Source organism: Staphylococcus massiliensis (assembly GCF_043186315.1).
Classification (GTDB): Bacteria; Bacillota; Bacilli; order Staphylococcales; family Staphylococcaceae; genus Staphylococcus; species Staphylococcus massiliensis.
In genome coordinates this window covers 1,479,219-1,505,111 of sequence record NZ_CP171119.1, presented here as the reverse complement: position 1 = coordinate 1,505,111, position 25,893 = coordinate 1,479,219, and the positions used below count along the sequence as shown (strand labels likewise).

28 protein-coding genes and 2 other annotated features are annotated in these 25,893 nt (G+C 36.6%); of the genes, 2 read left to right on the top strand and 26 right to left on the bottom strand.

The window, feature by feature from the left end:
- The 11 genes from ruvB to ACF3N8_RS07270 all read right to left on the bottom strand — a co-directional run bounded on the left by ruvB (position 1) and on the right by ACF3N8_RS07270 (position 6,851).
- Entirely contained in the window at positions 1-993 is a 993-nt protein-coding gene (gene ruvB, locus ACF3N8_RS07320) for a Holliday junction branch migration DNA helicase RuvB (protein WP_238093355.1), read from the bottom strand.
- A gap of 20 nt (positions 994-1,013) precedes the next feature.
- Positions 1,014-1,616, bottom strand: a complete 603-nt coding sequence (ruvA, locus tag ACF3N8_RS07315) for a Holliday junction branch migration protein RuvA (RefSeq protein WP_009382696.1) — start codon at positions 1,614-1,616, stop codon at positions 1,014-1,016.
- Positions 1,617-1,628: 12 nt separating this feature from the next.
- Positions 1,629-2,084, bottom strand: coding sequence for an ACT domain-containing protein (locus tag ACF3N8_RS07310; RefSeq protein ID WP_009382699.1), 456 nt, complete (start codon positions 2,082-2,084; stop codon positions 1,629-1,631).
- An 11-nt stretch (positions 2,085-2,095) separates the two neighbouring features.
- Entirely contained in the window at positions 2,096-3,391 is a 1,296-nt protein-coding gene (gene obgE, locus ACF3N8_RS07305; RefSeq protein WP_009382701.1) for a GTPase ObgE, read from the bottom strand.
- Between the two features lie 175 nt (positions 3,392-3,566).
- The gene (gene rpmA, locus ACF3N8_RS07300) at positions 3,567-3,851 is read right to left on the bottom strand and encodes a 50S ribosomal protein L27 (RefSeq protein WP_009382703.1); all 285 of its coding nucleotides are present in this window, start codon (positions 3,849-3,851) and stop codon (positions 3,567-3,569) included.
- Between the two features lie 10 nt (positions 3,852-3,861).
- Entirely contained in the window at positions 3,862-4,182 is a 321-nt protein-coding gene (locus ACF3N8_RS07295) for a ribosomal-processing cysteine protease Prp (RefSeq protein WP_017176471.1), read from the bottom strand.
- A 2-nt stretch (positions 4,183-4,184) separates the two neighbouring features.
- The gene (gene rplU / locus ACF3N8_RS07290; RefSeq protein WP_009382708.1) at positions 4,185-4,493 is read right to left on the bottom strand and encodes a 50S ribosomal protein L21; all 309 of its coding nucleotides are present in this window, start codon (positions 4,491-4,493) and stop codon (positions 4,185-4,187) included.
- Between the two features lie 12 nt (positions 4,494-4,505).
- Positions 4,506-4,579: a sequence feature (ribosomal protein L21 leader region), on the bottom strand.
- A gap of 30 nt (positions 4,580-4,609) precedes the next feature.
- Positions 4,610-5,134: a rod shape-determining protein MreD gene (gene mreD, locus ACF3N8_RS07285; protein WP_238093351.1), complete on the bottom strand. Its 525-nt coding sequence runs from the start codon at positions 5,132-5,134 to the stop codon at positions 4,610-4,612.
- A 2-nt stretch (positions 5,135-5,136) separates the two neighbouring features.
- Entirely contained in the window at positions 5,137-5,982 is an 846-nt protein-coding gene (gene mreC / locus ACF3N8_RS07280) for a rod shape-determining protein MreC (protein WP_392449792.1), read from the bottom strand.
- Positions 5,983-6,168: 186 nt separating this feature from the next.
- Entirely contained in the window at positions 6,169-6,318 is a 150-nt protein-coding gene (locus ACF3N8_RS07275) for a hypothetical protein (protein WP_009381849.1), read from the bottom strand.
- Positions 6,319-6,389: 71 nt separating this feature from the next.
- Positions 6,390-6,851 (bottom strand): DUF4930 family protein, encoded by a 462-nt coding sequence (locus tag ACF3N8_RS07270; RefSeq protein ID WP_392449791.1) that lies wholly within the window; start codon positions 6,849-6,851, stop codon positions 6,390-6,392.
- A 148-nt stretch (positions 6,852-6,999) separates the two neighbouring features.
- Here ACF3N8_RS07270 and ACF3N8_RS07265 point away from each other — a divergent pair, with 148 nt between their 5' ends.
- Complete coding sequence (locus ACF3N8_RS07265) at positions 7,000-7,146, top strand: hypothetical protein (RefSeq protein WP_017176469.1); 147 nt, start codon at positions 7,000-7,002, stop codon at positions 7,144-7,146.
- Positions 7,147-7,364: 218 nt separating this feature from the next.
- Here ACF3N8_RS07265 and ACF3N8_RS07260 read toward each other — a convergent pair whose 3' ends face one another.
- From ACF3N8_RS07260 to ACF3N8_RS07240, 5 genes are all read right to left on the bottom strand, one after another.
- Entirely contained in the window at positions 7,365-7,640 is a 276-nt protein-coding gene (locus ACF3N8_RS07260) for a hypothetical protein (RefSeq protein ID WP_009381853.1), read from the bottom strand.
- 49 nt (positions 7,641-7,689) lie between these two features.
- The gene (gene radC / locus ACF3N8_RS07255) at positions 7,690-8,382 is read right to left on the bottom strand and encodes a DNA repair protein RadC (protein WP_238101939.1); all 693 of its coding nucleotides are present in this window, start codon (positions 8,380-8,382) and stop codon (positions 7,690-7,692) included.
- Between the two features lie 3 nt (positions 8,383-8,385).
- A complete protein-coding gene (locus tag ACF3N8_RS07250) occupies positions 8,386-9,099 on the bottom strand; it encodes an A24 family peptidase (RefSeq protein WP_009381855.1) in 714 nt (237 codons plus the stop codon).
- A gap of 274 nt (positions 9,100-9,373) precedes the next feature.
- The gene (locus ACF3N8_RS07245) at positions 9,374-10,636 is read right to left on the bottom strand and encodes a bifunctional folylpolyglutamate synthase/dihydrofolate synthase (RefSeq protein ID WP_392449790.1); all 1,263 of its coding nucleotides are present in this window, start codon (positions 10,634-10,636) and stop codon (positions 9,374-9,376) included.
- A gap of 10 nt (positions 10,637-10,646) precedes the next feature.
- On the bottom strand, positions 10,647-13,277 hold the full coding sequence (locus ACF3N8_RS07240) for a valine--tRNA ligase (protein ID WP_238101937.1): 2,631 nt from the start codon (positions 13,275-13,277) through the stop codon (positions 10,647-10,649).
- 38 nt (positions 13,278-13,315) lie between these two features.
- Positions 13,316-13,538: a binding site (T-box leader), on the bottom strand.
- A 58-nt stretch (positions 13,539-13,596) separates the two neighbouring features.
- Here ACF3N8_RS07240 and ACF3N8_RS07235 point away from each other — a divergent pair.
- Positions 13,597-14,163 carry a DNA-3-methyladenine glycosylase I gene (locus ACF3N8_RS07235; RefSeq protein ID WP_009381858.1) on the top strand — a complete coding sequence of 189 codons (567 nt, stop codon included), beginning with the start codon at positions 13,597-13,599 and terminating at the stop codon, positions 14,161-14,163.
- 22 nt (positions 14,164-14,185) lie between these two features.
- On the opposite strand, the gene ACF3N8_RS07230 is transcribed toward ACF3N8_RS07235, so the two are convergent.
- From ACF3N8_RS07230 to tig, 10 genes are all read right to left on the bottom strand, one after another.
- Positions 14,186-15,256: an AbrB family transcriptional regulator gene (locus ACF3N8_RS07230; RefSeq protein ID WP_017176468.1), complete on the bottom strand. Its 1,071-nt coding sequence runs from the start codon at positions 15,254-15,256 to the stop codon at positions 14,186-14,188.
- A gap of 649 nt (positions 15,257-15,905) precedes the next feature.
- A complete protein-coding gene (hemL, locus tag ACF3N8_RS07225; RefSeq protein WP_009381860.1) occupies positions 15,906-17,189 on the bottom strand; it encodes a glutamate-1-semialdehyde 2,1-aminomutase in 1,284 nt (427 codons plus the stop codon).
- A 12-nt stretch (positions 17,190-17,201) separates the two neighbouring features.
- Positions 17,202-18,176 (bottom strand): porphobilinogen synthase, encoded by a 975-nt coding sequence (gene hemB, locus ACF3N8_RS07220; protein ID WP_238101801.1) that lies wholly within the window; start codon positions 18,174-18,176, stop codon positions 17,202-17,204.
- An 8-nt stretch (positions 18,177-18,184) separates the two neighbouring features.
- Positions 18,185-18,850 (bottom strand): uroporphyrinogen-III synthase, encoded by a 666-nt coding sequence (locus ACF3N8_RS07215; protein WP_238101802.1) that lies wholly within the window; start codon positions 18,848-18,850, stop codon positions 18,185-18,187.
- 20 nt (positions 18,851-18,870) lie between these two features.
- The gene (hemC, locus tag ACF3N8_RS07210; protein WP_009381863.1) at positions 18,871-19,797 is read right to left on the bottom strand and encodes a hydroxymethylbilane synthase; all 927 of its coding nucleotides are present in this window, start codon (positions 19,795-19,797) and stop codon (positions 18,871-18,873) included.
- Positions 19,798-19,826: 29 nt separating this feature from the next.
- Complete coding sequence (locus ACF3N8_RS07205) at positions 19,827-20,663, bottom strand: inner membrane protein YpjD (RefSeq protein ID WP_392449789.1); 837 nt, start codon at positions 20,661-20,663, stop codon at positions 19,827-19,829.
- 10 nt (positions 20,664-20,673) lie between these two features.
- A complete protein-coding gene (hemA, locus tag ACF3N8_RS07200) occupies positions 20,674-22,020 on the bottom strand; it encodes a glutamyl-tRNA reductase (RefSeq protein ID WP_392449788.1) in 1,347 nt (448 codons plus the stop codon).
- Positions 22,021-22,182: 162 nt separating this feature from the next.
- Complete coding sequence (gene yihA, locus ACF3N8_RS07195) at positions 22,183-22,770, bottom strand: ribosome biogenesis GTP-binding protein YihA/YsxC (RefSeq protein WP_009381869.1); 588 nt, start codon at positions 22,768-22,770, stop codon at positions 22,183-22,185.
- A 108-nt stretch (positions 22,771-22,878) separates the two neighbouring features.
- Positions 22,879-24,141 (bottom strand): ATP-dependent Clp protease ATP-binding subunit ClpX, encoded by a 1,263-nt coding sequence (gene clpX, locus ACF3N8_RS07190; protein WP_009381871.1) that lies wholly within the window; start codon positions 24,139-24,141, stop codon positions 22,879-22,881.
- A 373-nt stretch (positions 24,142-24,514) separates the two neighbouring features.
- Positions 24,515-25,834, bottom strand: coding sequence for a trigger factor (gene tig, locus ACF3N8_RS07185; RefSeq protein ID WP_238101805.1), 1,320 nt, complete (start codon positions 25,832-25,834; stop codon positions 24,515-24,517).
- Between the last annotated feature and the right edge of the window lie 59 nt (positions 25,835-25,893).

Genomic DNA, 25,893 nt, shown 5'->3' with positions numbered 1-25,893 from the left:
CTATTCATCATACTTGAAGTGGTCGTATGCATAAGGTGTTGCTTTTCTACCACGTGGCGTGCGCTCTAAGAAGCCTTTTTGAATTAAGAAAGGCTCATACACATCTTCAATCGTAATGCGCTCTTCACCGATAGAAACAGCTATCGTGTCTAAACCAACTGGCCCACCTTTATACTGTTCTATAATACATGACATCATTTTGTGATCAATATAATCTAAACCTTCATCATCTACTTGAAGTAAATTTAACGCATGTTTCGTCGTTTCGATATAAATTTGTTCATCGCCATTAACTTGTTGGAAATCTCGCACACGCTTTAAAAGCCTATTCGCAACACGAGGTGTCCCACGACTTCGTTTCGCAACTTCAAGCGCACTCTCTTCATCGATGGATGTACCAAGCACTTCTGCAGTGCGGGTAATAATTTCTTTAAGTTCGTGTTCTTTATAATATTCTAAACGTAAATGAACACCAAAACGATCACGTAACGGACCAGTTAAGCTTCCTGCACGTGTTGTAGCCCCGACTAAAGTAAATGGTGGTAAATCAACACGGATACTTCTCGCTTCATCGCCCTTTCCAATAACGATATCTAAAAAGAAGTCTTCCATAGCAGGATATAAAACTTCTTCAACAACGCTACTTAAACGATGAATTTCATCAATAAATAAAACATCCCCAGGTTGTAACCCTGACAATATCGCTGCTAAATCACCTGGACGTTCTATAGACGGGCCAGAAACTGTACGAACATTAACATCCATTTCATTCGCTATAATGTAAGATAATGTTGTTTTACCTAAGCCTGGAGGTCCAAATAAGAGTACATGGTCTAATGGTTCTTCACGTAACTTTGCGGCTTTGATAAATACTTCTAAGTTAGACTTGATTGAAGATTGACCGATATATTGTCGCAAATATTGAGGTCGTAAAGATAATTCAAATTCTGATTCATCACCATGCATCGTTTGATCAACCATTCTGTCATCCATCTCTATCGTACCTCCTTAAATTATGAAATTAAGAGCTGAAGACCGTATTTAACCGCTTCATCCACACTATCAATAGAAGAAGCTTGAAGTGCCTTTTTAATCTTATTAAGCTCTCGCTTAGAATAACCTAATGCTTCAAGCGCTAGAATTGCCTCGTCAACCACTTTATTTTGTTCATCAGGTGATGCAACTTGTAACACATCTTGCTTAGCTAAATCAGTAATTTTAACCTTACCTTTTAAATCTAATACAATTTGACGTGCCGTTTTCTTACCAATTCCGGGGAACTTTGTTAAGTATTGATCATTTTCATTTTCAATGGCTTGTTTAACTTCATCCGGTGTACTACTTGCAAGTATAGCAAGCGCTGACTTTGGCCCGATGCCAGTAACTTTATTTAGGCTTAAAAACATCTCTTTTTCTTCTTCATTTTTGAAGCCATATAAAAGTTGAGCATCCTCACGTACGACAAGCGACGTGTATAAAGTTAAAGCTTGGTTTAATTGATGCTGAAATCGATACGAGTTCGGTGTTTGAATTTCATAGCCCACGCCATCTCTAGTCTCTATAACTACATGAGTTGGATAAATCTTAGTAAGTTCTCCTTTAATATATGAATACATCGTCACACTTCCTTACATCGTCATTCCAATAAGTTCTACGTTCGAAACGTTATCGATATCTTTTAAAGCACTGATAATTTCATTAATAGAATATTGAGATCCTTTAGCATTTAAAGACAATGTGATTGTCGCCTTTTGATCGATAGGTAAGCTTTGATGAATGGTAAGAACAGACAATTTTAAGCTTGAAACCGTACCCATCACCATAGCAAGCATACCAATCACATCATCTACATACAGGATTAACGTAAATTCTCTTGATTTCTCCGTCTTCTCATCGACAGGAAATATTGTATCTCGATACTTATAAAAAGCACTACGCGAAAGATTAAATTGTTTAACTGCTTCAAATATAGATAACTGATTATCCTTTTTTAAAGCATCCTTAATCTGCAACGTTTTTATGACAGATTCAGGTAAAACATCTTCTCTGATTAAGTAAAATTTCTTATAATCTTTCTCCTTCATCTGAGCACCTCTTATTCTACGAATTCAAATTCTCCGCCAAGTATGCGTACAATATCTCCATTTTCACAACCACGTTCTCTTAGCGCATCATCAATACCCATTGAGCGCATTTGACGCGCAAATCGGCGTACAGCTGGGTCGCTGTTAAAGTCAGTCATCTTGAATGTACGTTCGATTTGATCACCACTTACAACATAAGCACCATCGTCGTCTCTTGTAATATTGAATTTATCTTTAGATGGAATGTGTTTATAAACAACTCGGTTTACACCGACATCATCTTCATCCTTTTTAGAAAAGTCCACGTCTTTAACGGAATCTAATGTGTCCGCAATCGTGTATAAGAGTTCATCAATATTCTCTCGTGTAAATGACGAAACTGGAATAATCTTAACGTCTTGATCTTTAGTTTGAGACTTAAACGTTTCAAGTTGTTCTTCTGCGCCTGGAATATCCATTTTATTAGCAACAATAATTTGAGGGCGATCTTCAAGTCGTTGTTCATAAGCCTTAAGTTCATTATTGATCGTGACATAGTCTTGGTAAGGTTCGCGGCCTTCCATGCCACTCATATCGATAACATGAACAATAACTTTCGTACGCTCTACGTGTCTTAAAAATTGATGACCTAAACCTACGCCGGTTGAAGCACCTTCAATTAAACCTGGTAGGTCAGCCATAACAAAGCTACGGCTATCTTTCGTTGAAACGACACCTAAATTAGGTTTAATTGTAGTGAAGTGGTACGCACCGATTTTCGGCTTGGCTTTTGACACAATAGAAAGTAACGTAGATTTACCTACGCTTGGGAAACCGACTAAACCAACGTCAGCGAGTAGTTTTAACTCTAGGGTAACTTCGATTTCTTCACCTGGTTCACCATTCTCACTGAAGTCTGGTGCAGGGTTTTTAGGTGATGCGAATCTAGAGTTACCGCGTCCGCCACGACCACCTTTAGCGATTACAGCTTGTTGACCATGTTCAACTAGGTCAGCTAACACGTTATCGGAATCAACTGGTTTAATAATTGTACCTGGTGGGACTCTTAAAATGAGGTCATCAGCATTTCTACCATGCATGTTACTACTTTGACCGTTCTCACCTTTTTTAGCTTTAAATTGTCTTTGATATCTAAAGTCAAGAAGTGTACGTAGGCCTTCGTCTACTTCGAATACAACTGAAGCACCTTTACCACCATCGCCACCAGCTGGGCCACCGAATGGTACGTATTTTTCTCGTCTAAAAGCAGTGATACCATTACCTCCATCACCAGCTTTTAAAAATATTTTTACCTGATCGACAAACATGTTGTCACCTCTTTCTTGTCTATTTCCGTACATAATCTATTTAATTATATCATTTTCAAGAAAATTACAAAATGAATGTAGTAACTCATACGTTATTTGCCAAAAATAAAGCTCGGGACAAAATGGATTTGTTCCGAGCTTAACTTCGTTATAAAAGATTTATGTCTTTAACAAATTATTCAGCTACTGCGTATACAGAAACTTGCTTTTTGTTACGACCTTTACGTTCGAATTTAACAACGCCATCAATCTTGGCGAATAATGTATCATCGCCACCGCGACCTACATTTTCACCTGGGTGAATCTTAGTTCCACGTTGGCGGAAGATAATGCCACCACTTCTAACAGCTTGACCGTCAGCACGTTTAGCACCTAAACGTTTTGATTCAGAGTCACGACCGTTCTTTGTAGAACTTACCCCTTTTTTCGATGCAAAAAATTGTAAGTTTAATTTTAGCATGAGTTACACCTCACTTATAATTTAGTTTAATATATGCTTTGTATTCGTCTTCTAAAGTCTGTAATGAGACCAACATTGCTTGTAATATCAACTGAGCTTCTTTATTATTCGTATCAACACTTCTTATATGGAAGTAGCCACCATCGTCTTCATAATCGATATCTGGTTTCTCACTCGTTAATCCAATAATTGCGTTAACACTACCGAATAATACGGCTGAAGCGCCTGCACAAACGATGTCCTTTCCATGCTCATCAAAATCAGCATGACCATCCATAATCACGTCTGTGACTTGACCTTCATCATTTAAAGATATATCAACAGTAATCATAATTAAGCGTTGATTTTGTCGATAGTTAATTTAGTGAAAGGTTGACGATGGCCTTTTTTACGTTTGTAATCTTTTCTACGTTTGTAAGTGAATACAGTGATTTTCTTACCGCGACCTTGTTTGTTAACTGTCGCTGTAACTGTTGCACCTTCAACTGTTGGCGCACCAACTTTAACTGAATCTCCACCTACGAATAAAACTTTATCAAATGTAAAAGCGTCACCTTCGTTAGCATCTACTTTCTCAACGTAGATTTCTTGACCTTCTTCTACTTTGATTTGTTTACCGCCTGTTTCAATAATAGCAAACATACTTTGCACCTCCTGTATAATAAGTCACGCCAAAAACAGGTGACAAAAGTGTACTTAAACCTGATTTCGAGCGGTTGTACGTAGCTATTGAACTACTCAACTACTGCATAATAACATTACGCATGACGTCTGTCAATCTTTGATTGAACTTTTTCTATAACTTTCATCACGATTGGGAACATGATGAGTAACAAGATGAAATTCATGATAAATGTTGGAATAAGTCTATATAAGATAAAGCTTATAGGTTTTACATCTATCAGACCTACCATCGCGTACACAGCAAAGATAAAGAGTTCAAATAGAAATGTTAAGGCTAATATCAACGCAAATAGCATTTCGTAATCTCTGTAGAAGACCTTTACGAAATAGTGAACCAATAACACAAATATGAGATAGCCAAATAAATACAAGCCATAAAGCTGACCAAAGTACAGGTCAATAAAGATTCCAAAGAATGTGGCGAAGATAAGACTGAACCTCACATCTTTATACACCGAAATAATCATGAGGAATAAAAAGAATAAATGCGGCGCAAATACAATTTTTTGACCGAAAATGAAAATTGGTGATAAAAACGTAAGCAACGTATCTATAAAGAATAATAGGATACCAATTAAAACGTAGTACAGCACTCTCATGGTTACTCACCACGCTCTTCTTCTGAAGGAATTGACTTAGGATCACGCTTCGCAATGTATACGTGATTTAAATCTTTCATCGTTGCTGCAGGCTTAACTCTAACTTGTTTAGATAAACCATATTGCTCATTTTCAACTTTAGTTACTTCACCAATGAAAAGCCCTTTCGGTAATTGGTCTGCTAAACCACTTGTTACAACTTTGTCGCCTTCTTTAATTTTCTTACTATTATCGATATCACTAATCACAAGTTCATTGGATTCTTCTTCGTAATGATCGATTAAACCAAACACATTATCATCTTCATGTTGGATATTTACAGATAATTTACCAGCACGTGACTTAGTCGTGATCATTTCTACCTGGGATGAGTATTGGTTAACCTTTGAAATACGACCTACTAATCCAGAAGCTGTCATAACAGCCATATTCGAATCAATGCCAGCTTTTTCACCCTTATCGATTACGATACGGTTCATCCATTGATCCGGGTTACGCGCTAACACAGTCGCTGAAATAGGCTCATATTTCGATATATCTTTGATGTCTAATTCTTTTTCGTACTTCTTATTCTCTGCCTCTAATCTTTGGTTCTGCGCTTCTAGCTGTTTAACTTTGTCATCGGCTTCTGGTTGTTCATCCTTAAAGTTAAATAAATCACCTATAGCACCTGTAACAATATGTGCAGGGTATGTAAAAGCCCGTTGTCCAAACGAAACCGTATCGCCTGCATATTGTTCTACCGGTGATTGATGTTGAGAACGGATAGATAATCCTATAAGTGAAATAAATAATATCAAACCACACAGAAACACGATGAGTTTGTTATTTTTCAAAAAATTAGACAAACCGAACACCTCTATTAACAATATGTATTTTTTAAGTTCTTATATTATTTTATATTACAATTTAGCCTAAATAAAGTAGTATGATGAGAAAGTTATAAAATTCAGTTAAGTCTATGCGGTATGCGTAAATCATTATGGTACAAAAAAAGAGTAAGACCTTATAAGCCTTACCCTAAACATTTAAATTTATGCTTCTTTGTCGTTGTCATTGTCGTCAGATTCTTTGTTGTCTTTTTCTTCGTCTTCTTTATAAAGTACTTCGTCTTGACGCCACTTAGCGAATAGGTTTTGCGCTTTGGCTTGTTCATTACTTTGTTGTGCTTTATCTTCAGACATTCAAATCACCTAAACCTTTTTAGTTCTTTATAAACAAAGGTTACCGTAATTCGAAATAACTTTCAAATAATCTATTTTTGATATGCTTCAGCAGGTTTCATTTCTATAGAATGACCAAGGTTTTCCATATCTTGAGTCATTTCTTGCTCTGTCGCATAAACACGTATTTGGTCCTCACCAAACTTATAGACAATAAACTGCGAATCTCGCTTACCTACAATATATTCGTCATCGTAACCCATTTCTGATAGTCCTGTTACTGACATAAATTCAGATTTATTTAACCATTGAAATACATTTTTAGTTTGACCTAATGGTACGTTTTGAAAGAATTCATTACCTTCAAGCGAATAACTGACACCGTTTTGAGGCACCGGTGCACCATTATTGTTCATTTGTTCCGTGTTTTGGTCACTAAATGGATTCCATGGTTGCTTTTTTAGAAAAGGTGCGTGATTTAAAGCGATATATACCACAAATAAGATTATAGCAAGGGCAATTAGATTTTTTATCATACGAAATATAAATCGCATATTATCCCCCTCCTTTATTCAACGAACCAAATTATATCAAATGGAAATTTGTGTAACATCGGACTCTAGGCGTATAATATAATTTACTGTAGACTGATGACAGCTTTATACAGCTTAGATAAGATATACTTAAAGGAGAGAGAAACGTATGAACATCTTAATTGCACTGATTGTCATCTTTTTAGTTGTACTTCTATTTAAATTTAGCCTACAAGTGTTTCGATTTATAATTAAACTATGCATTCTTGCACTTGTATTATATTTAGTTTATCAAGGTGTAACTTTAATGATGTGATTTTAGAACACTTTACCGATTACAATGATACATACGATCTATAAACGGGGCTGGGACATAATACTACAATTCCCTTAAACAGCATGCTTTCCTGGGGCATGGCCGGAGCCTGTAGTCTCCGGTCTCATGCTACTCCCCTAGGAGTCAGCTGTTTTGAGAATTGTGTGAAATAAAGCTCAAATGCTCTATTTCACAACTTATGTCCCAGCCTCGCTATTTTATTTGATAGCCTTTAACTTAGTAAAGAAAAAGTATGTTATGAGAATAAGTACTGCCCACACGACTCCCACAATGAGCCCACTTAAAATGTGAATTAAAATGGACTTAGTGATACCAATTACAAACCATTTGATGAGGACACCAATCGTTAACGAGACCATCGAAATAAGCAAGGTGTTCCGAATCCTTGAGATATTTAAAGTCAAATTTTGTTGGTGTAGCTTGTAAATGTAGAATACTGGTGTTAATAATGCGATCAATATGATGAAATTCATAGATGTACCTCCTAAACACCATTATTATACTGTATTTTACGTATATTAACTAAGCATTTTCGCCATCTATATAGCCTTCTTCTGATAAACTCACAAATCTTTGTTGACCGATAATAATATGATCTAACAATTCAATACCTATCGCAACACCGCATTCACACAGACGTTTAGTCGTACGAATATCTTCTTTAGACGGCGTAGGGTCTCCTGAAGGATGATTATGTGCGACGATAATCGCATGCGCAGCACATTTCACAGCTTCTTTAAATACTTCACGTGGATGAACGAGCGAAGCGTTTAACGTCCCTATAAACAAGGTTTTTTCATGGATGATTTGATTCTTACTATTCAGGAAGAGTGCTACGAAATGTTCTTGTTCAAGGTCAGTCATTCTCCCTTCAAGATACATTAACACGTCATGAGGTGACTTAATAAACACCTTATCGTTCAGAGACTGTGAGTTCATACGTCGACCTAATTCAAATGCGGCTTTTAATACGATGGCCTTATGCGCGCCAATTCCTTTGATTGCTTGTAATTCATGTAAGCTTACATTAGAGAGTTGTTTTAAATCTCTTGAATGTTTTACGACTTCTTGGGCGAGTTCCACACTTGAAAAGCCCTTTCGTCCAGTATTAATTAAAATGGCAAGTAATTCACTATTCGATAAACTGTTGGGGCCTTGGGAAACAAAACGTTCTTTAGGCTTTTCATTAGATGCAAGTTGATTTAAATTCCCCATAAACTAACCTCCGATGTATAAATTAATCATTTCAAAGTAAGTGTTCAAAAATAGGAAGGCAGCAAATACAAACGGAATTAACGGCACACCTTTTATTTTACGACGCTTAAATGCCATTAAGATTAAGGCAAATATACCACCGAGTATAAATGTAAACATAAAGAGCATCATAAATTCGTATAGAGGTAGCCCCATTAAAAGCACACACAGTAGTTTAATATCACCATAGCCAATAGATGCTCGACTAATAGCATAAAGCATATGTAATCCTAAAATAATACTTACTTTAATGAAAATGTCTTCAAAAACGTAAGGAGAAAAATATATGATGAGTATCGACAATAAGATAAGCATATGGTCAGGCACCATTTGTGATCGAATGTCGTACATAGAAAGTGCAAGTAAAAAGAATATAAAGAGTAAATAAAGTTCAGTTTGAAAATGAACTTGAATGTAAGATGGCAATGTGATGCATGCAATTATTAAAATTTCACCAACTAAATACAAGCGTGATAAAGGTTTATCACAACAATGCGTTCGCCCTTTGAGTAAGAGATAACTAACGACGGGAATAAGATCTCTTTTTCTAAGCGTTGAACGACATGCGTCGCATTTAGAGCGCGATGTGAAATATTTAAATTTAAGATCAACTACAAAGCATAGTTGATATAAGAAGCTGAACATCAATGAACTTAACAGAATTAATAAAACATACATAACATCGACCACCTTGAAATAAGCATACCACATTGCGTCTAATAATATAACAATAATATTTAATTTTTATTAAAATAAATAAAAAGATACACTTTATCCAAAACTGCATCTTAACTTACATATAAAACGCCAAAAAAAGAGGTTAGAGCGATATGTCGCCCTAACCTCTTCTATTTAAGTTAATAACTTAAGAAATGTTTTCAATCCTTTACCCTTACAAACGCTACGCTGTTCCGAAAACATCATCGTATATCTAAAGGGCTTTTCAAGGGGATTAAAATTTCATATTTAATTTAACTTCGCTAATAAAATATAGACTTCCAACAATTAATAAACCTGGTCCTTCGTATTCTTTGATGAATGTTTGATAGTCGTGAATTAAGGCCTTGTTATCATGTTCGACTTCGTCATATAACGTATGACGTGGTAGTGCTTTAGGGAAGTCGAAATCCGTAACATTGAACGTTGTCGCGATTTGAGATAACTGATGAATCATAGATTGAACAGGTTTACCGTCTATCGCCGCAAACAATACGTCTACCTGATCAAGATGATAATAGTCACGAATACTCTTTACCGAGGCTTCAATACTCTCAGTATTATGTGCACCATCTAAAATGATTAATGGTGATTCGCTAACTTGTTCTAAACGCCCTGTCCAATTAACCGCTTCAATGCCGTCTATCATCTTATTGAAATCGAGTTCAACGATGCCTGCTTCTTTAAGCTCTAACAGCGCAGTAATTGCTAATGAAGCGTTCTCTTTTTGATGATCACCAATCATATTCAGCACTAAATTCTCAAGTTCATAGTCTTTATAGCGATACGTGAATTCATCATCTTCTGAGATAACCGTGATTTCTCGACCAATTTCAATCGCTTTCGCATTACTCTTCTCTGCGAACTCGCGAATGTATTTCAGAGCGTCTGGATCTTTGACTGAATATATCACTGGCGTATCTTCTTTAATGATATGTGCTTTATCACGGGCGATATCAAGGTATGTTTGACCTAAAATGTCAGTATGATCTAAACCGATGCTTGTTAAGATAGACATGATCGGCTTAAAGACGTTTGTTGAATCATTTTTAACACCGAGACCAGCTTCCACAATAACGAAATCTACAGGTCTGATTTGACCAAAGTATAAGAACATCATTGTAGTAATGATTTCAAATTCTGTTGCCGTACCAAGATCTGTTTCAACGCTTAATGCCTCACATATCGGTTTAACACGCGCTACAAGATCTACAAGTTCATCATTCGTGATAGGATGACCGTTAAAACTGATACGTTCGTTAAACGTTTCAATATATGGAGACGTAAACGTTCCAACGTCATAACCATTGTCGACAAGCGCACTCTTTAAATAGGAAACAGTTGATCCTTTACCATTCGTGCCACCAACGTGAATACCTCGTATTTGACGCTCAGGATGGTCTAGTTGCTCTAGCATCCATTCCATGCGTTTAACACCAGGTTTTATTCCAAAATTCTTTTGCTCATGTATCCAATATAAGCTGTCTAGGTAATTCATAGTAAGACTCCTATACGTTTAATTGTTCTATTCTTGATTTTACACCATCGTATTTCTCTTGGTAATCTTTTTGTTTATCACGTTCAGCTTGGATAATTTTTTCTGGTGCTTTATTAACGAAGTTTTCGTTAGCTAATTTGTTTTCAACGCGGTCTAATTCTTTTTGCCATTTTTCAAGTTCTTTTTCCAAACGTTTACGCTCTTTATCCATATCGATTAAACCTTCTAATGGTAAAATCACTTCCCCTGCAGTCACTACTGATGTCATAGCCTTTTCAGGAATCTCAACATCAGTATCAATAACGAGTTCGTTTGGATTACAGAATCGCTCGATGTAGTCGCGGTTGTCGTTTAGAACTGCTTTAACATTGTCGTCTTTAGCTTGAATACGAATCGGAATTTCTTTAGAAAGTGGTGTATCCACTTCTAAACGAGACTGACGTACTGCTTTGATAATTTCTACGAGATGTTCCATCGTCGTTTTACTATCTTCAAATTGAAGTGACGTATCGACTTTCGGCCAAGATGCGGTAACAATAGAGTCACCTTGATGTGGTAAGTTTTGCCAAATATGTTCCGTTACAAATGGCATAAATGGATGTAACATACGCATAATTTGATCTAATGTATAACTTAATACAGAACGTGTTGTTTGTTTACGCGCTTCGTCGTCACCATTCATCGGGATCTTACTCATTTCGATATACCAATCACAGAATTCATCCCAAATAAAGTTGTATAAGTTACGACCAACTTCACCGAATTCATACTTATCACTTAAATCTGTAACCGTCTGAATCGTTTCATTTAAACGCGTTAAAATCCATTTATCTGCTAGTGATAATTCACCACTTAAGTCAATATCTTCATACTTAAAGTCTTCACCAATATTCATTAAGCTAAATCGTGCAGCGTTCCAGATCTTATTAATGAAGTTCCATACAGATTCAACCTTTTCAGTTGAGTAACGTAAGTCGTGGCCTGGTGATGAACCTGTAGCTAAGAAGTAACGTAAGCTATCTGCACCGTATTCATCGATAACATCCATTGGGTCTACACCATTACCTAATGATTTACTCATTTTACGGCCATCTTCAGCACGTACTAAGCCGTGTAATAACACGTCGTTGAATGGTTTTTGATTTGTAAATTCTAAACCTTGGAATATCATGCGTGCTACCCAGAAGAATATGATGTCATAACCTGTCACAAGCACGTTAGTTGGGTAGAAGCGTTTATAATCTGCGCTATCTTCATCTGGCCAACCAAGCGTTGAGAACGGCCATAACGCACTTGAGAACCATGTATCTAAAACGTCTGGATCTTGCGTCCAATTCTCAATGTCTTCAGGTGGCGTTTCTGAAACGTATAATTCGTTTGTTTCATTATGATACCAAGCTGGAATTTGATGACCCCACCATAACTGTCTAGAAATAGTCCAGTCTCTAATTTCATTCATCCATCTCGCAAAGGTCTTTTCAAAACGAGGCGGAACGAATTCGATACGTTCATCAGTATCTTGGTTGTTAAGCGAACGCTCAGCAAGCGGCTTCATCTTAACGAACCATTGCGTTGAAAGATAAGGTTCCACAATCGCGCCACTACGTTCTGAGTGACCAACTGAGTGCATATGACTTTCAATCTTGATAACTAAACCTTCGTCTTCAAGGTCTTTAACAAGTTGCTTACGACATTCAAAGCGATCCATACCCTCGTATTTATCCGCTTTATCGTTCATGCAACCAGATTCATCCATTACAACAATGCGTTCTAAATCATGGCGATTACCGATTTCAAAGTCGTTCGGGTCGTGTGCAGGCGTAACTTTCATCGCACCACTACCGAATTCCATATCAACGTAATCATCCGCAATAACTGGTAACTTACGACCTACAATCGGTAACGTCACATACTTACCAATAACGTCTTGATAACGCGCGTCATCAGGGTTAACCACAATCGCTGTATCACCAAGCATTGTTTCAGGACGAGTCGTCGCGATCTCAATATATCCATCGCCATCCGCATATGGATACTTAAAGTGATAGAATTTACCTTCAACGTCTTCGTGAATCACTTCAATATCAGATAAAGCCGTACGCGCTTTAGGATCCCAGTTAATAATACGTTCGCCGCGATAAATCAGACCTTTGTTATACATATCCACAAAGACTTTCTTAACAGCCTTACTTAAACCTTCATCTAAAGTAAAGCGCTCACGACTATAATCTAAGCCTAGACCAAGTTTCGCCCATTGTTCACGAATAAATGACGCATACTCCTCTTTCCAGTCCCAAGCCTTTTCCATAAATTTGTCGCGACCAATGTCATGACGTGAAATACCTTGTTCTTGCATCTTAGCTTCCACTTTAGCTTGCGTCGCAATACCAGCATGGTCCATACCTGGTAAATATAATGTGTCATAACCTTGCATACGTTTCATACGCGTAATCATATCTTGTAACGTTGTATCCCATGCATGACCTAAATGTAAACGACCTGTCACATTCGGAGGCGGGATCACAATCGTGTATGTTTCTTTAGATTCATCTTGTCCTGCTTTGAAAAGCCCTTGGTCTAACCATTTTTGATAACGACCACTTTCAACTTCATTTGGATTATATTTAGGCTTCATTTCCATATCAAAAACCTCCTTAAAATATAAAAAACACCCGTCCATAATAGGACGGATGTTCCGTGGTACCACCTATATTCGACATAATAACAACGTATTATGAAGCACTCCAATTTGATTAACGCTCAATCACGCTTTTACCTAGTCTTTCCCATTTCAGCAAAAGTTATCTCGGGCTACCTTCAATTATGAACGCTATGTACTCACAGCACACGTACACTCTCTTAAAACGTCACATAACATACTCTTCCCTAAACTATATTCATCTACTTTAATATAGTATACTGATATTGGTCATAAGTCAATATACGGGAGGTTGCTACACATGAACCCTTGTGCTTTTGGAACGAAAGATCCTATCTATATCGCATATCACGACAACGTTTGGGGACAACCCATGTATAATTCAAAAGACTTGTTTAAATTAATTGCCCTTGAATCACAGCACGCCGGTCTTTCCTGGTTAACGATACTTAAGAAAAAGGAAAGCTATGAAGACGCCTTTCATCAATTTGAACCTACTAAAGTTGCTGAAATGACTGAAGCTGACATCGATGAATTAATGTCGTTTCCTAATATTGTGCATAATCGCAAGAAATTAGAAGCCATTGTCTCTCAAGCAAAAGGCTTTCTAAAGATTGAAGCAGAATTTGGAAGTTTTAGCGATTTTCTATGGTCATATGTAGACCATGAACCTATTAATTTTAAATTTAAAACACGAGAAGAACGTGAAGCTATTACAGTTGATGAACGTGCTAAACGCTTATCTAAGGATCTTAAGACATATGGCTTTAAGTTTTTAGGACCGGTAACTGTTTACTCCTTTATGGAAGCTTGTGGGATGTACAATGGACATCTTGTAGATTGCCCTAACAACCCTGAGAACAAATAAAAAGCAGGAATGAGCTTATACCTCATTCCTGCTTTTTTTGATTCATGTATTTTAAATAATAGCCAACTAGAGGCGCGATGATAAACAAGATAAAGAAAATTCTAAAGATGTGATAGCTTGAAATCATCGCCACATCTGCGCCTACTTCTAATGCAACGAGTATAATCTGGCTCATGCCTCCAGGTGCAGCACCTAAGAACAACTCATTAATAGATTGATGATTAAAGAAATGTAATACGATCACCATAAGTAAAGCCGTTAAAATAAGCATGATATTTTGAAAGGCAATTGCAATCGCGATACGCCCTTTTAAATCATTTAGTAAGTTCGATATTTGTAGCCCAATTCGAATCATATAAATAATTTGCGCAATGGCGATTAACCACGGGTCTAGCGTAAACGTGATTTCCGTTGATAAATTCCACACGATAAGCACAACAATCGGTGCTAATAAGATTTTAGTTGGGAATTTGATTGCTTTCATGATGTAATATACGACAACGATACCTGCTACAAGTATCAACACATGCCAAATATTAAGCGTCTCAGTTAGATACGACGTGTCAAAGCTCGATTGGTTCTTAGCATCCTTTTCCTGGAAGAGAAATGATAATAAAGGTACCAACATCACGACGAAGATAATGCGTGAAGTTTGCGTCAAACTCACGATCAACATATTCGCTTTCTTATTCTCTTCAGCCATGACAAGCATTTGGCTGAGCGCACCTGGGATAACACTTAGTATCGCCGTTTCTCGATTGATGCCCGCTATCTTTCTGAAAGGTATAGAAATGATTAACGCAAGCATAAGCAATAAGATACTTACTAATATAATAGAAATCCAATCATCTTTGATATCACCGATTACGGTCTTCGTAAATGACGTTCCAATTTGAATGCCGAGTGCTATTAACCCAAGGTTACTTAGCCATGTCGGCCATTTAATTTGCATCTTGAAAAGCTTCGTACAAATTAAACTTGCAATAATGGGACCGAACATCCAAGGTAATATGATATGTAATGCTTGTAGGATAAAGCCACATACGACAGATAATAGTAAGATGATTACTTTATTGAGATCACTTCGTTTCAAATCATCCCTCCTAATAAAGCTTAAATGAGCCTATCTAAAAAAATAAAAGTATATCTGGTTTAAAACGTATTTTATTAAAACAATTCCAATAAACAGCATGCTTTCCTGGGGCGTGGCCTGAGCCTGTAGTCTCTAAAGTCCAACTCAAACTTCCAGTTTGCTAGTTGGACTTACAAAGTAGCATTGCTACTTTGCACCACGCTTAAGCCCCGGCTTGTATAGCTTGATAATTTGCTTACGCAAATTCCTTTGCCGGGGCCCCACCCCTAGGAGTCAGCTGTTTAAGGAATTGTAATACCAGTATCTTTAATGCTATAAGGGCTAGTTTTAATTAAATCTAATTGAATTGTCTTTAAAAGTATTAGAGAATGCAAGCTTTGAGACTCCCGTGGCACTGTGAGGAAGGGAGATCCAAGCGAAGCTTTAGCTCAAAGCGACGCCACAGGAAGGTCCCTTGCATAGAGGATTGCATGAGCAATCCAACAAGCTAAGTAAGCAAGGCATAGCGAAAAGCAAACCATTCTCTAATAAATATAAACAACCAAACTACAATTAAATACTAAAAAAGACCCAAGACATTCAGAGCATTTAAGCTAAAATGCCTTGGATCAAACGTTATCTTACAATCGCCCTTTTATTAAAACGAAAGTTAAACAATACGACTTAACGCTGTATCAAAAGCTTGAATTGTTTTCTCAATATCGTCCTTAGTATGCGCCATTGATAAGAACGTACCTTCGAATTGAGATGGCGGTAAGAAGACACCTTCTTTAGCCATTTCACGATACATATTACTAAATAATTCTAAATCACTTTTGTTTGCTTCATCAAAATTTGTTACAGGACCTTCGTTTAAGAAGTAACCAATCATTGAGCCAGCACGGTTTACTGTAATTGGTACGTTATGCTTACTAAATACCTCTTTAAGACCTTCTTCTAATAAGTCACCGAGTTCGTTAAAGTATTCGTAACTTTCTTCAGTTAACTGACTTAACGTTTCATAACCACTTGTCATTGCGAGTGGGTTACCTGATAGTGTACCTGCTTGATAGATATCACCAACTGGCGCAATATGGTCCATAATTTCAGCTTTACCGCCGATAGCGCCTACCGGTAAGCCACCGCCAATGACTTTTCCTAAACAAGTTAAATCAGGTGTCACACCGAAATAACCTTGCGCACAGTTATAGCCTACTCTAAATCCAGTCATCACTTCGTCAAAGATAAGTAATGAACCATGTTCTTTAGTGATGTCACGTAGATGTTCTAAGAAGCCATCTTTAGGCGGCACAACACCCATGTTACCTGCTACTGGCTCGACGATAACACCTGCAATATCGTCACCAAACTCTTCGAACGCTACTTTGATGGCATCGAAGTCATTATAAGGAACTGTAATTGTGTTCTGAGCGATACCTTCAGGGACACCTGGAGAATCAGGTAAACCTAATGTCGCTACGCCAGAACCTGCTTTAATTAGTAATGAGTCACTATGACCGTGGTAGCAACCTTCGAATTTAACGATCTTATTACGACCTGTATAACCACGAGCTAAACGTAACGTATCAAGTGTCGCTTCAGTACCTGATGACACCATACGTACCTTCTCAATAGATGGTACACGTTCAATAACAAGTTCAGCTAACTTATTCTCTTCTAAAGTTGACGTACCAAAGCTTGTACCTTTATCGATAGATTGATGTAATTTCTCGATAACTTGAGGATTCTTGTGTCCTAGGATTAAAGGTCCCCAGCTTAACACATAATCGATATATTCATTACCATCGATATCATAAATTTTAGACCCTTCACCATGATCCATAAAGATGGCTGGTGTATCTACAGATTTAAATGCACGAACGGGGCTATTAACACCACCTGGCATTAGTTTTTCAGCTTTCTGATGAGCTTCAATTGATTGATTGTAACGCATGAATTGGCCTCCTTATTGATTTAAATAACGACAAATGTCTTTAGCAAAGTACGTAATAATCATATCTGCGCCTGCACGCTTCATTGAAATCATTTGTTCCATAACAACTTTCTCTTCATCGATCCAACCATTTAAAGCTGCCGCTTTCGTCATACTATATTCACCGCTTACATTATAAGCAACAACTGGTACATTCGTACGGTTACGCACATCGCGAATGATATCTAAATAACTTAAAGCAGGTTTCACAATCATCATGTCACAACCTTCTTTCAAGTCACTTTCTAATTCGCGGAATGCTTCTAAGCGATTAGCAGGATCCATTTGATACGTCTTACGGTCACCAAATGATGGTGTTGATTCTGCGGCGTCTCTGAACGGTCCAAAGAAGCTTGACGCATATTTAATACCGTAACTCATAATTGGCACATATTCATAACCCGCTTCATCTAAACCTTTACGTATCGTCGCCACAAAGCCATCCATCATATTACTTGGCGCGATAATATCTGCACCTGCTTCTACTTGAGATACAGCCGTCTTAACAAGTAAGTCTAGTGATTTATCATTATCGACATCTTTTTTATCCGGGTCAATTACACCACAATGACCGTGGTCCGTATACTCACAAAGACATGTATCCGCAACAACTAACATGTCATCATAAAGCGATTTAGAAATGCGTGTTGCCTCTTGAATGACACCATGATTATGGTAAGCACCTGTACCTACATCATCTTTCTCATTAGGTACACCAAAAAACATTAAGCCTCTGATACCAAGTTCATAAGCTTCTTTAATTTTTTCATGTAACAGATTTAAACTAATTTGGTAAACACCAGGTAAAGATTTGATTTCCTTCTTAACATCGTCTTTTTCAACAACAAAGATTGGATAAATTAAATCCTCTTTTCGTAAATGTGTCTCTCTCACCATGTTACGCATTGTCGCTGAACTACGTAATTTTCTGTGTCTATCAAATTGCATATTGTCGCCTACTTTCTTAATATTGTTTGCATCATAGCATCTAGCGTCTGAATTGGCGCCACCTTAGCGCTTGCACCATAACTTTCAACAGTTTTTAACGTTTCATGACCAATCACATAATAATGTTGAAACGTCGTATCGCCACCCTTTGAAAAGTAATAGCGTGCACTTGAACTACTAGCAAATGTTAACACATTTATTAGATTACTTTCAATTAATTGAATTGCTTCTTGTATATGTTTATCATGTGCGATTGGCTCATATAAATCAAGTTTTGTAACTTCTAAACCACGATTTCGAAGCGTTTCAGCAAGTTTAGGTCGTGCCTTAAGACTACTTGGAATCAGAACACGTCCTTCCTTTCCATGAAATGCTTCAAGAAACCCCTCTTGTGAAAAGTCCTTTGGACAAAAGTCCACCTTCAAACCTAAATCATGACACAGTTGCTTCGTCTTTTCTCCAATAACTGCGAGCTTCTTATAATGGATATGGTCTAAATAGGGTTTAAAATGTGTGACCGCATTTTTAGACGTTAGAATTAACCAGTCATACGATTGATTATTAAAGTTCGAAGGTAAAGAAAGAGGACTAATTTTAATGAACGGTAGATGTAACACATGCGCATCAGGATGTTGATAACGCGTAGACTGTGTCATAATAATCGTCGGTTTCATAAATTAGCCCTCCTTACGTATTATTGATTTTCATTTAAGTTTTTAATAATTTCATAAGCACCTTGTGATTTAAGTTCATCACTAACAGCTTTACCTAAAGCTACTGGGTCAGTGCCTTCTTTCGTACATTCATAACGCTCTTTACCATCAGGCGTCATAATTAGACCTGTAAACGTAATCGTACCTTCATCATCTTCAGTCGCATAACCACCGATAGGTACTGAACAACTGCCGTCCATTTCTTTTAAGAACGTACGCTCACTCGTCACACAACGTTCAACAGATGCATTATGCACCTTCTGAAGTAATTCTAATAATTCTGTATCATCACTTCGGCATTCAATACCAAGCGCGCCCTGACCGATAGCCGGGATTAACGTGTCAGGTTGTAAGTACGTCGTAACCATATCACTTGGCCAACCCATGCGTTTTAAACCTGCAGCGGCAAGAATAATCGCATCATAATCTTCATCTTGTAGCTTCTGTAAGCGCGTATCAATATTACCGCGAATCCATTTAATTTCAAGATGCGGATATTTAGCGAGAATTTGCGCGCCACGACGCAACGAACTTGTACCAACAATACTACCAGGCTTAAGTTCATCTAATGGCACATGGTCAATCGCAATATACGCATCAAACGGATTCTCACGGTCAGGAATACAACCAAGCGTTAAACCTTCAGGCATGACACTCGGTACATCCTTTAGCGAATGGATCGCTAAATCGATTTCATGATTATAAAGTGCTTGCTCAATTTCCTTCACGAAAAGCCCTTTACCGCCAACTTTAGATAATTGACGGTCTACAATTTGGTCACCTTTCGTAACGATTTCTTTAATTTCAACTTCAAGCCCTTCAGATACACTTTTAAGTTGTTCTATAAATTGCTTACTTTGTGTAAGTGCTAATTTACTACGTCTAGAACCTACGATTAATTTTCTCATAGTTGCCTCCTAACAAAATTGGCTAAACATTACTTCCCTGTCCATTGATGGAACGTGGATAATTGCGTGATAACGATCATGTTAATCATACAAAGCAAAAATAACACGATATTGATATAGATTAAATGTTTTGGATTAAGCTTACGTCGTACGAATAAACAAATAAAGATGCCATACAATAAAGCGATAATTGATGAAGAGATAACCTTAGGATCAAGTAAGATACCACTACCTATCGTAAATAAACCCCACAGACCACCTAATATTAAACTTAAGACAAGAATAATAAATCCCGTTAACGTACTGTAGAATAATAATTGTTCTAAGAAGGCTACGCTACCAATTCTGAAGTACGAATGGTCAAAGCGCTTTTCCTTGAGGTTACGATATTGAACGAGAAAGAGTAAGCCATTTACAAATGCGAAAGCAAAAGCGACATAACTTACAATCGCAAGTGAAATGTGAATCATCAGGAGTTCATTTACAGCTTCAAGTCTTAAACCACCTGAACTATACTGTGTAGGTTGGAAAGTGTGCAAGGTAAGTAGCGTAAATCCTATAAGGTTTAATAAAAATATTGAAAAGTCTAATCGCTTAATACGGTGTGTGATTAGAGAGACGAGTATAATGAGCCAGGTTAGAACATTAAATACTTCGGATATCGACCCAAACGGAAAGTCTCTCGTTTCAATTATAAACATAGTTAAAGAGATTGTTTGCAAAACCCAAACAATCCCAAGTGTATAGACACCGAGCATTTTAACTTTGTAGTTGTGTTTAATAAAATCAATGAAATAAAAACCTATACTTAAGACATAGATTAAAAGAATAATTTCATGAAAACGTATAAATATTGAATCTTGCATGACATCACCATCATGTTAAATGATTTAAATTAAAGATACTGCGCTTCTTGGAATATGACTTACGCGTTTCAATTTCTTGTTGATATTCATCTAAAACATCAATATCAAAGATTTCTTGGAATAATTCTAAACGCGCTTTACTATTTTTATCATTGCTAAGTTCTTTAGCTTGTTTAATTGGATCTTTAAGCATTTGATTGATAATACTTTTCGTGTGCTTAGATATCACTTTACGTTCTCTCTCATTTAAATCAGGTAATTTGCGGTCGATGCTTGCCATTGTGTCTTGTTGGATACCCATCGCTTTTTCTCTTAAAGCTCGAATTACAGGTACCACACCTAACATGTTTACCCAATCGTTATGCGCATCAATTTCATTTGGAATCATAGATAAAATTTCATTGGCTGCTGATTGACGTTCTTTAAGGTTTGCGTCTACTAAGCCATTTAAATCATCTACGTCATAGTTGAATACACAATCGATGTCAGCGACCTTTGGATCAATATCACGAGGTACAGCGATATCAATCATTACTAATGAATCATTATGGCGTTGCATCGTAGCATCTTGCACCATGTCACGATCAAGTACAAAGCCATCTTTTCGAGTGGAACTAATCACCACATCAACATCACGAAGTAATGTCGTTAACTGAGACATATCATGACTCATAACATTGTGTTTAGAGGCAAGTGCATCTGCTTTTTCAAAGGAACGGTTAACAATGTGAATATCTGTCATACCTGCACCCTTCAAGTTAAGCAGTGATAATTCACTCATTTCACCGGCACCGATAATTAACGCACGTTTCTTATGAAGGTTACCGAATACCTTCTTCGCAAGTTCTACCGCAGCATATGATACGCTAACAGCATTGTCTGCGATATCTGTTTCATGATGTGCACGTTTACTAAAGGTAATCGCTTGTTTAAATAAATGATTAAAGATCGTTCCTGTCGTATGCATGTCTTGTGCAGTAAAGAATGCATTACGAATTTGACCTAAGATTTGAGTTTCACCAAGAACGATGGAATCTAGGCCTGTCATAACTTTAAATAAATGTTCAACTGCTGCATCACCAATGAATACCTCTGACATATCTTTAATGTCATCAACTTCCATGTTAAATGATTGCGCTAAAAAGCGTTGAATATAGTAACGCCCTGTGTGGATCTGGTCTACAACAGCGTATACTTCTGTACGGTTGCAAGTTGAATATATTACATTTTCTAAAATTGATTTCGTATCAAATAATTGCGTATGAACACGCTCGATTTCATCATTTTTAAAAGCAACTTGTTCACGTAATGAAACGTCTGCAGTACGATGATTAATACTTATTGCAATTAAATGCATGTATAACGCCCCTTCTTAAATTTCCATTATTCATATTGTAACATAGGGCTAATTTTCAATGCGATACGATAACGCCTAAATTAGAAAGATTTTAATCTATCGTCATAATTTTGTCGAATTTCATCATCATTCGCCCTAATACTTATCTCGTCTTTATAACGATTATAAATAACTTTCAATCGCATCCCAAATAACTTGCTTTTTATTCGTATTTAAAGATGAATAACTAATAATTTGATCTTCAGGCTCAAGTTCTAGCGCTTCTTTAATCACTTTAATATGCTTTTGAACCTTACCTTTAGCAATCTTGTCTTCTTTCGTTGCGATAACTAAAGTCGGTAAATCGAAGTGTTTTAAATAATCATACATAAGAATATCATCTTCAGTCGGTTTATGACGGATGTCGATTAATTGGACAACGAGCTTTAAACTTTCACGTTCAGTGATATATTTTTCAATCATCTTACCGAATTCTTCGCGCTTTTTCTTACTCACTTTGGCATAACCATATCCTGGTACATCGACAAACACGAGCTTATTATCGAGATTATAGAAATTGAGCGTTTGCGTTTTACCAGGTTGTTGCGATGTACGTGCCATGTTCTTACGCCCGATCATACTATTGATAAATGTAGATTTACCTACATTAGAACGTCCACTTAAAGCAACTTCAGATAAACCTGTTTCTGGATATTGGTCTTTTCGGACAGCACTAATTAATAATTCAATTTCATTAGGATTGATTTCCATAATTTCTTCCTCACTTAATTACTTGATATAGTTTCACTCATACCCATTAAAAAAAGATTGATACATTAAACAACGTTAATGCACCAATCTAATTGTTAAGCAGTTTGATTATGCTGATGTTTTTTCATCATTAACAAGATTACCTTCTGAATCATATAACTCAGGAGCATCTTCATTCTCAATCGTATCTTTCGTGATCACGACTTTAGCTACTTCATCTGATGATGGAATATCATACATAATTTCAATTAATGCTTCTTCAATAATTGATCTTAGACCACGTGCACCTGTCTTACGTTCAATAGCCTTTTCACTAATTGCAGCAAGCGCATCTTCAGTGAAGTCTAAATCAACATTATCAAGTTCTAGCATTTTCGTATATTGTTTAACAAGCGCATTTTTAGGCTTCGTTAAAATATTTTTTAAGGCTTCAACGTCTAGTGATTCTAGGTTCGCTACAATTGGAATACGACCGATAAATTCTGGGATTAAACCATACGTTTGAAGGTCTTCTGGACGAATGTGCTCAAGTAGGGAGTCTTCGTCGTATTTATCAGCTTCATTACTAGCGAAACCAATAACTTTTTCACCTAACCGACGTTTGATAACATCATCGATTCCATCAAAAGCACCGCCAAGAATGAATAAAATATTAGTTGTATCAATTTGAATAAATTCTTGGTTAGGATGCTTACGTCCACCTTGAGGAGGCACACTTGCAGTTGTACCTTCTAAGATTTTAAGTAAGGCTTGTTGTACACCTTCACCTGAAACGTCACGTGTAATTGACGTATTTTCAGATTTACGTGCGATTTTATCAATTTCATCGACATAGATGATACCTTTTTCAGCTTTATCAATATCAAAGTCTGCAGCTTGAATAAGACGAAGTAAGATATTTTCAACGTCTTCACCAACGTAACCCGCTTCAGTAAGGCTTGTCGCATCTGCAATGGCAAATGGTACGTTAAGTGACTTAGCTAAAGTTTGAGCGAGTAATGTTTTACCGCTACCTGTAGGTCCGATTAAAGCAACATTACTTTTTTGTAATTCAACTTCATCTTCGTTAGGTCCAAGTTGTTGTACACGTTTATAATGATTATAAACAGCAACAGCTAAAGATTTTTTAGCTTTATCTTGGCCGATAACATAATTATTAAGCTGTTCCATAATTTCTTTAGGTGTAGGTAATTCTGTAACTTCTGTTGTATCTTTTTGAGCTAGTTCTTCTTCAACGATTTCAGAACATAATTCGATACATTCATTACAAATATAAACGCCACTACCTGCGACAAGTTTTTTAACTTGATCTTGGTCTTTTCCGCAGAATGAACATTTTAAGTTTTCTTCACCTTCATTAAATTTAAACATACTTTTACACCCCTATTCCTTACCGACTATACTATTTCACACTTTATTATGCAAATTTAAGGTCATTTCGGTTCAAATTAATTTAGATATATATTTAGTTTTGTGTAAATGTGCGAATTAATGGTAAATCTCTCTTTATTTATTAACCAAAATGACGCTTGTTTTGGAGTCTTATCAAAATATAACAAAATTTAAGGTATAGTCAAATTTTAATGCTTATCTTTTAGATTAGATTTGTATGCAATCAACATAAAGTTTTAACTTGATTTATTTAAAATTTTGCGTCTTAAGTTTCCTTAAGAAATAGCATGGAGCTAGAACATGAATTGTCCCAGCTCCATACATCATTTATTTAATTTAACGATTGTTTTAATTACGCTTCTTTGTCGTCTTCTTTATTATCTTTAGCTTCAACTAATTTAGCTTCAGATACTAATAAGTCGATAACTTTTTTAACACGAACGTCATTCTTAACGATATCAGTGTTACCTAAAGTTTTCTTGATGTCTTCAACTGAAATGTTGAATTGCTTACTCATGTTTTCTAATTCAGCGTCAACATCGCCGTCGTTAACTTCGATGTTTTCAGTGTCAGCAATTGCGCTTAACGTTAAGTTTGTTTTAACGCGTTCAGTTGCGTCATCTTTCATTTGTTCACGTAAGTCATCTTCAGATTGACCAGAGATTTGGAAGTACGTTTCAAGGTTAAGACCTTGTTGTTGTAATCTTTGACCAAACTCTTGTAACATACGGTCAGTTTCAGTTTTGATCATTGCATCTGGAATATCTACTTTAGCATTTTCAGTAGCTTTTGTGATTGCTTCTTCTTTCTTAGCGTTTTCAGCGTTTTGTTCTTTTTGTTCAGCTAAACGCTTACGTAAGTTTTCTTTATACTCATCTACTGAATTTGCTTCTGGATCTAATTCATTTGCAACTTCATCGTCTAATTCTGGTACTTCTTTTTGTTTGATTTCGTTTAACTTAGTTTTGAAAGTAGCTTTTTTACCAGCTAATTCTTCAGCGTGGTATTCTTCTGGGAACGTTACTTCAACGTCTTTTTCTTCGCCTACTTTAAGACCAACTAATTGTTCTTCGAAACCAGGGATGAACATACCTGAACCGATTTCTAAGTCATAACCATCAGCTTGGCCGCCTTCGAATTGTTCACCATCAACATAACCATCAAAGTCGATGTTTACAGTGTTACCTTCTTGAACAGCGCCTTCTTCTTTAACAACCATGTCAGCCATTTGTTCTAAGCTTTGGTTGATTTGTTCGTCAACTTCTTCATCAGTTAACTCAGTATCTTTTTTTTCGATTTTTAGGCCTTTGTAGTCGCCTAATTCAACTTCAGGTTCAACTGTAACTGTAGCTTCAAATTCGAAAGGTTTACCTTTTTCGATTTGAGTTACGTTTACTTCTGGTTGATCAACTGGGTTGATTTCAGTTTCATCGATAGCTTTACCATAAGCTTCTGGTAATAAGATATCTACAGCATCTTGATATAATGCTTCCACACCGAAACGTTGTTCGAAGATTTGACGTGGTACTTTACCTTTACGGAAACCAGGTACGTTGATTTGTTTACTTACTTTTTTAAAAGCTTTGTCTAATGCTTTATCTAATTCTTCAGAAGGTACAGTTACTTTTAGTAACCCTTCATTGCCTTCTTTTTTTTCCCAAGTTGCTGTCATGTATAAAAACCTCCATGATATTCCTATTTTAAAATTTTTCAACTTCTACATTATAACAT

Excerpts from the sequence above, each read along its gene's own strand:
- rplU (WP_009382708.1), bottom strand. The coding sequence starts at position 4,493 with ATGTTTGCTATTATTGAAACAGGCGGTAAACAAATCAAAGTAGAAGAA.
- ACF3N8_RS07295 (WP_017176471.1), bottom strand. The coding sequence starts at position 4,182 with ATGATTACTGTTGATATATCTTTAAATGATGAAGGTCAAGTCACAGAC.
- ACF3N8_RS07205 (WP_392449789.1), bottom strand. The coding sequence starts at position 20,663 with ATGCAAGATTCAATATTTATACGTTTTCATGAAATTATTCTTTTAATC.
- ACF3N8_RS07245 (WP_392449790.1), bottom strand. The coding sequence starts at position 10,636 with ATGAATTACCTAGACAGCTTATATTGGATACATGAGCAAAAGAATTTT.
- yihA (WP_009381869.1), bottom strand. The coding sequence starts at position 22,770 with ATGGAAATCAATCCTAATGAAATTGAATTATTAATTAGTGCTGTCCGA.
- ruvA (WP_009382696.1), bottom strand. The coding sequence starts at position 1,616 with ATGTATTCATATATTAAAGGAGAACTTACTAAGATTTATCCAACTCAT.
- hemL (WP_009381860.1), bottom strand. The coding sequence starts at position 17,189 with ATGCGTTACAATCAATCAATTGAAGCTCATCAGAAAGCTGAAAAACTA.
- tig (WP_238101805.1), bottom strand. The coding sequence starts at position 25,834 with ATGACAGCAACTTGGGAAAAAAAAGAAGGCAATGAAGGGTTACTAAAA.
- obgE (WP_009382701.1), bottom strand. The coding sequence starts at position 3,391 with ATGTTTGTCGATCAGGTAAAAATATTTTTAAAAGCTGGTGATGGAGGT.
- ACF3N8_RS07270 (WP_392449791.1), bottom strand. The coding sequence starts at position 6,851 with ATGCGATTTATATTTCGTATGATAAAAAATCTAATTGCCCTTGCTATA.
- ACF3N8_RS07250 (WP_009381855.1), bottom strand. The coding sequence starts at position 9,099 with ATGTATGTTTTATTAATTCTGTTAAGTTCATTGATGTTCAGCTTCTTA.
- rpmA (WP_009382703.1), bottom strand. The coding sequence starts at position 3,851 with ATGCTAAAATTAAACTTACAATTTTTTGCATCGAAAAAAGGGGTAAGT.
- ACF3N8_RS07265 (WP_017176469.1), top strand. The coding sequence starts at position 7,000 with ATGAACATCTTAATTGCACTGATTGTCATCTTTTTAGTTGTACTTCTA.
- hemB (WP_238101801.1), bottom strand. The coding sequence starts at position 18,176 with ATGCAATTTGATAGACACAGAAAATTACGTAGTTCAGCGACAATGCGT.
- ACF3N8_RS07215 (WP_238101802.1), bottom strand. The coding sequence starts at position 18,850 with ATGAAACCGACGATTATTATGACACAGTCTACGCGTTATCAACATCCT.
- radC (WP_238101939.1), bottom strand. The coding sequence starts at position 8,382 with ATGGGGAATTTAAATCAACTTGCATCTAATGAAAAGCCTAAAGAACGT.
- ACF3N8_RS07275 (WP_009381849.1), bottom strand. The coding sequence starts at position 6,318 with ATGTCTGAAGATAAAGCACAACAAAGTAATGAACAAGCCAAAGCGCAA.
- hemC (WP_009381863.1), bottom strand. The coding sequence starts at position 19,797 with ATGAGAAAATTAATCGTAGGTTCTAGACGTAGTAAATTAGCACTTACA.
- ACF3N8_RS07235 (WP_009381858.1), top strand. The coding sequence starts at position 13,597 with ATGAACCCTTGTGCTTTTGGAACGAAAGATCCTATCTATATCGCATAT.
- ruvB (WP_238093355.1), bottom strand. The coding sequence starts at position 993 with ATGGATGACAGAATGGTTGATCAAACGATGCATGGTGATGAATCAGAA.
- ACF3N8_RS07260 (WP_009381853.1), bottom strand. The coding sequence starts at position 7,640 with ATGAATTTCATCATATTGATCGCATTATTAACACCAGTATTCTACATT.
- ACF3N8_RS07240 (WP_238101937.1), bottom strand. The coding sequence starts at position 13,277 with ATGGAAATGAAGCCTAAATATAATCCAAATGAAGTTGAAAGTGGTCGT.
- hemA (WP_392449788.1), bottom strand. The coding sequence starts at position 22,020 with ATGCATTTAATTGCAATAAGTATTAATCATCGTACTGCAGACGTTTCA.
- ACF3N8_RS07310 (WP_009382699.1), bottom strand. The coding sequence starts at position 2,084 with ATGAAGGAGAAAGATTATAAGAAATTTTACTTAATCAGAGAAGATGTT.
- mreD (WP_238093351.1), bottom strand. The coding sequence starts at position 5,134 with ATGAGAGTGCTGTACTACGTTTTAATTGGTATCCTATTATTCTTTATA.
- clpX (WP_009381871.1), bottom strand. The coding sequence starts at position 24,141 with ATGTTTAAATTTAATGAAGGTGAAGAAAACTTAAAATGTTCATTCTGC.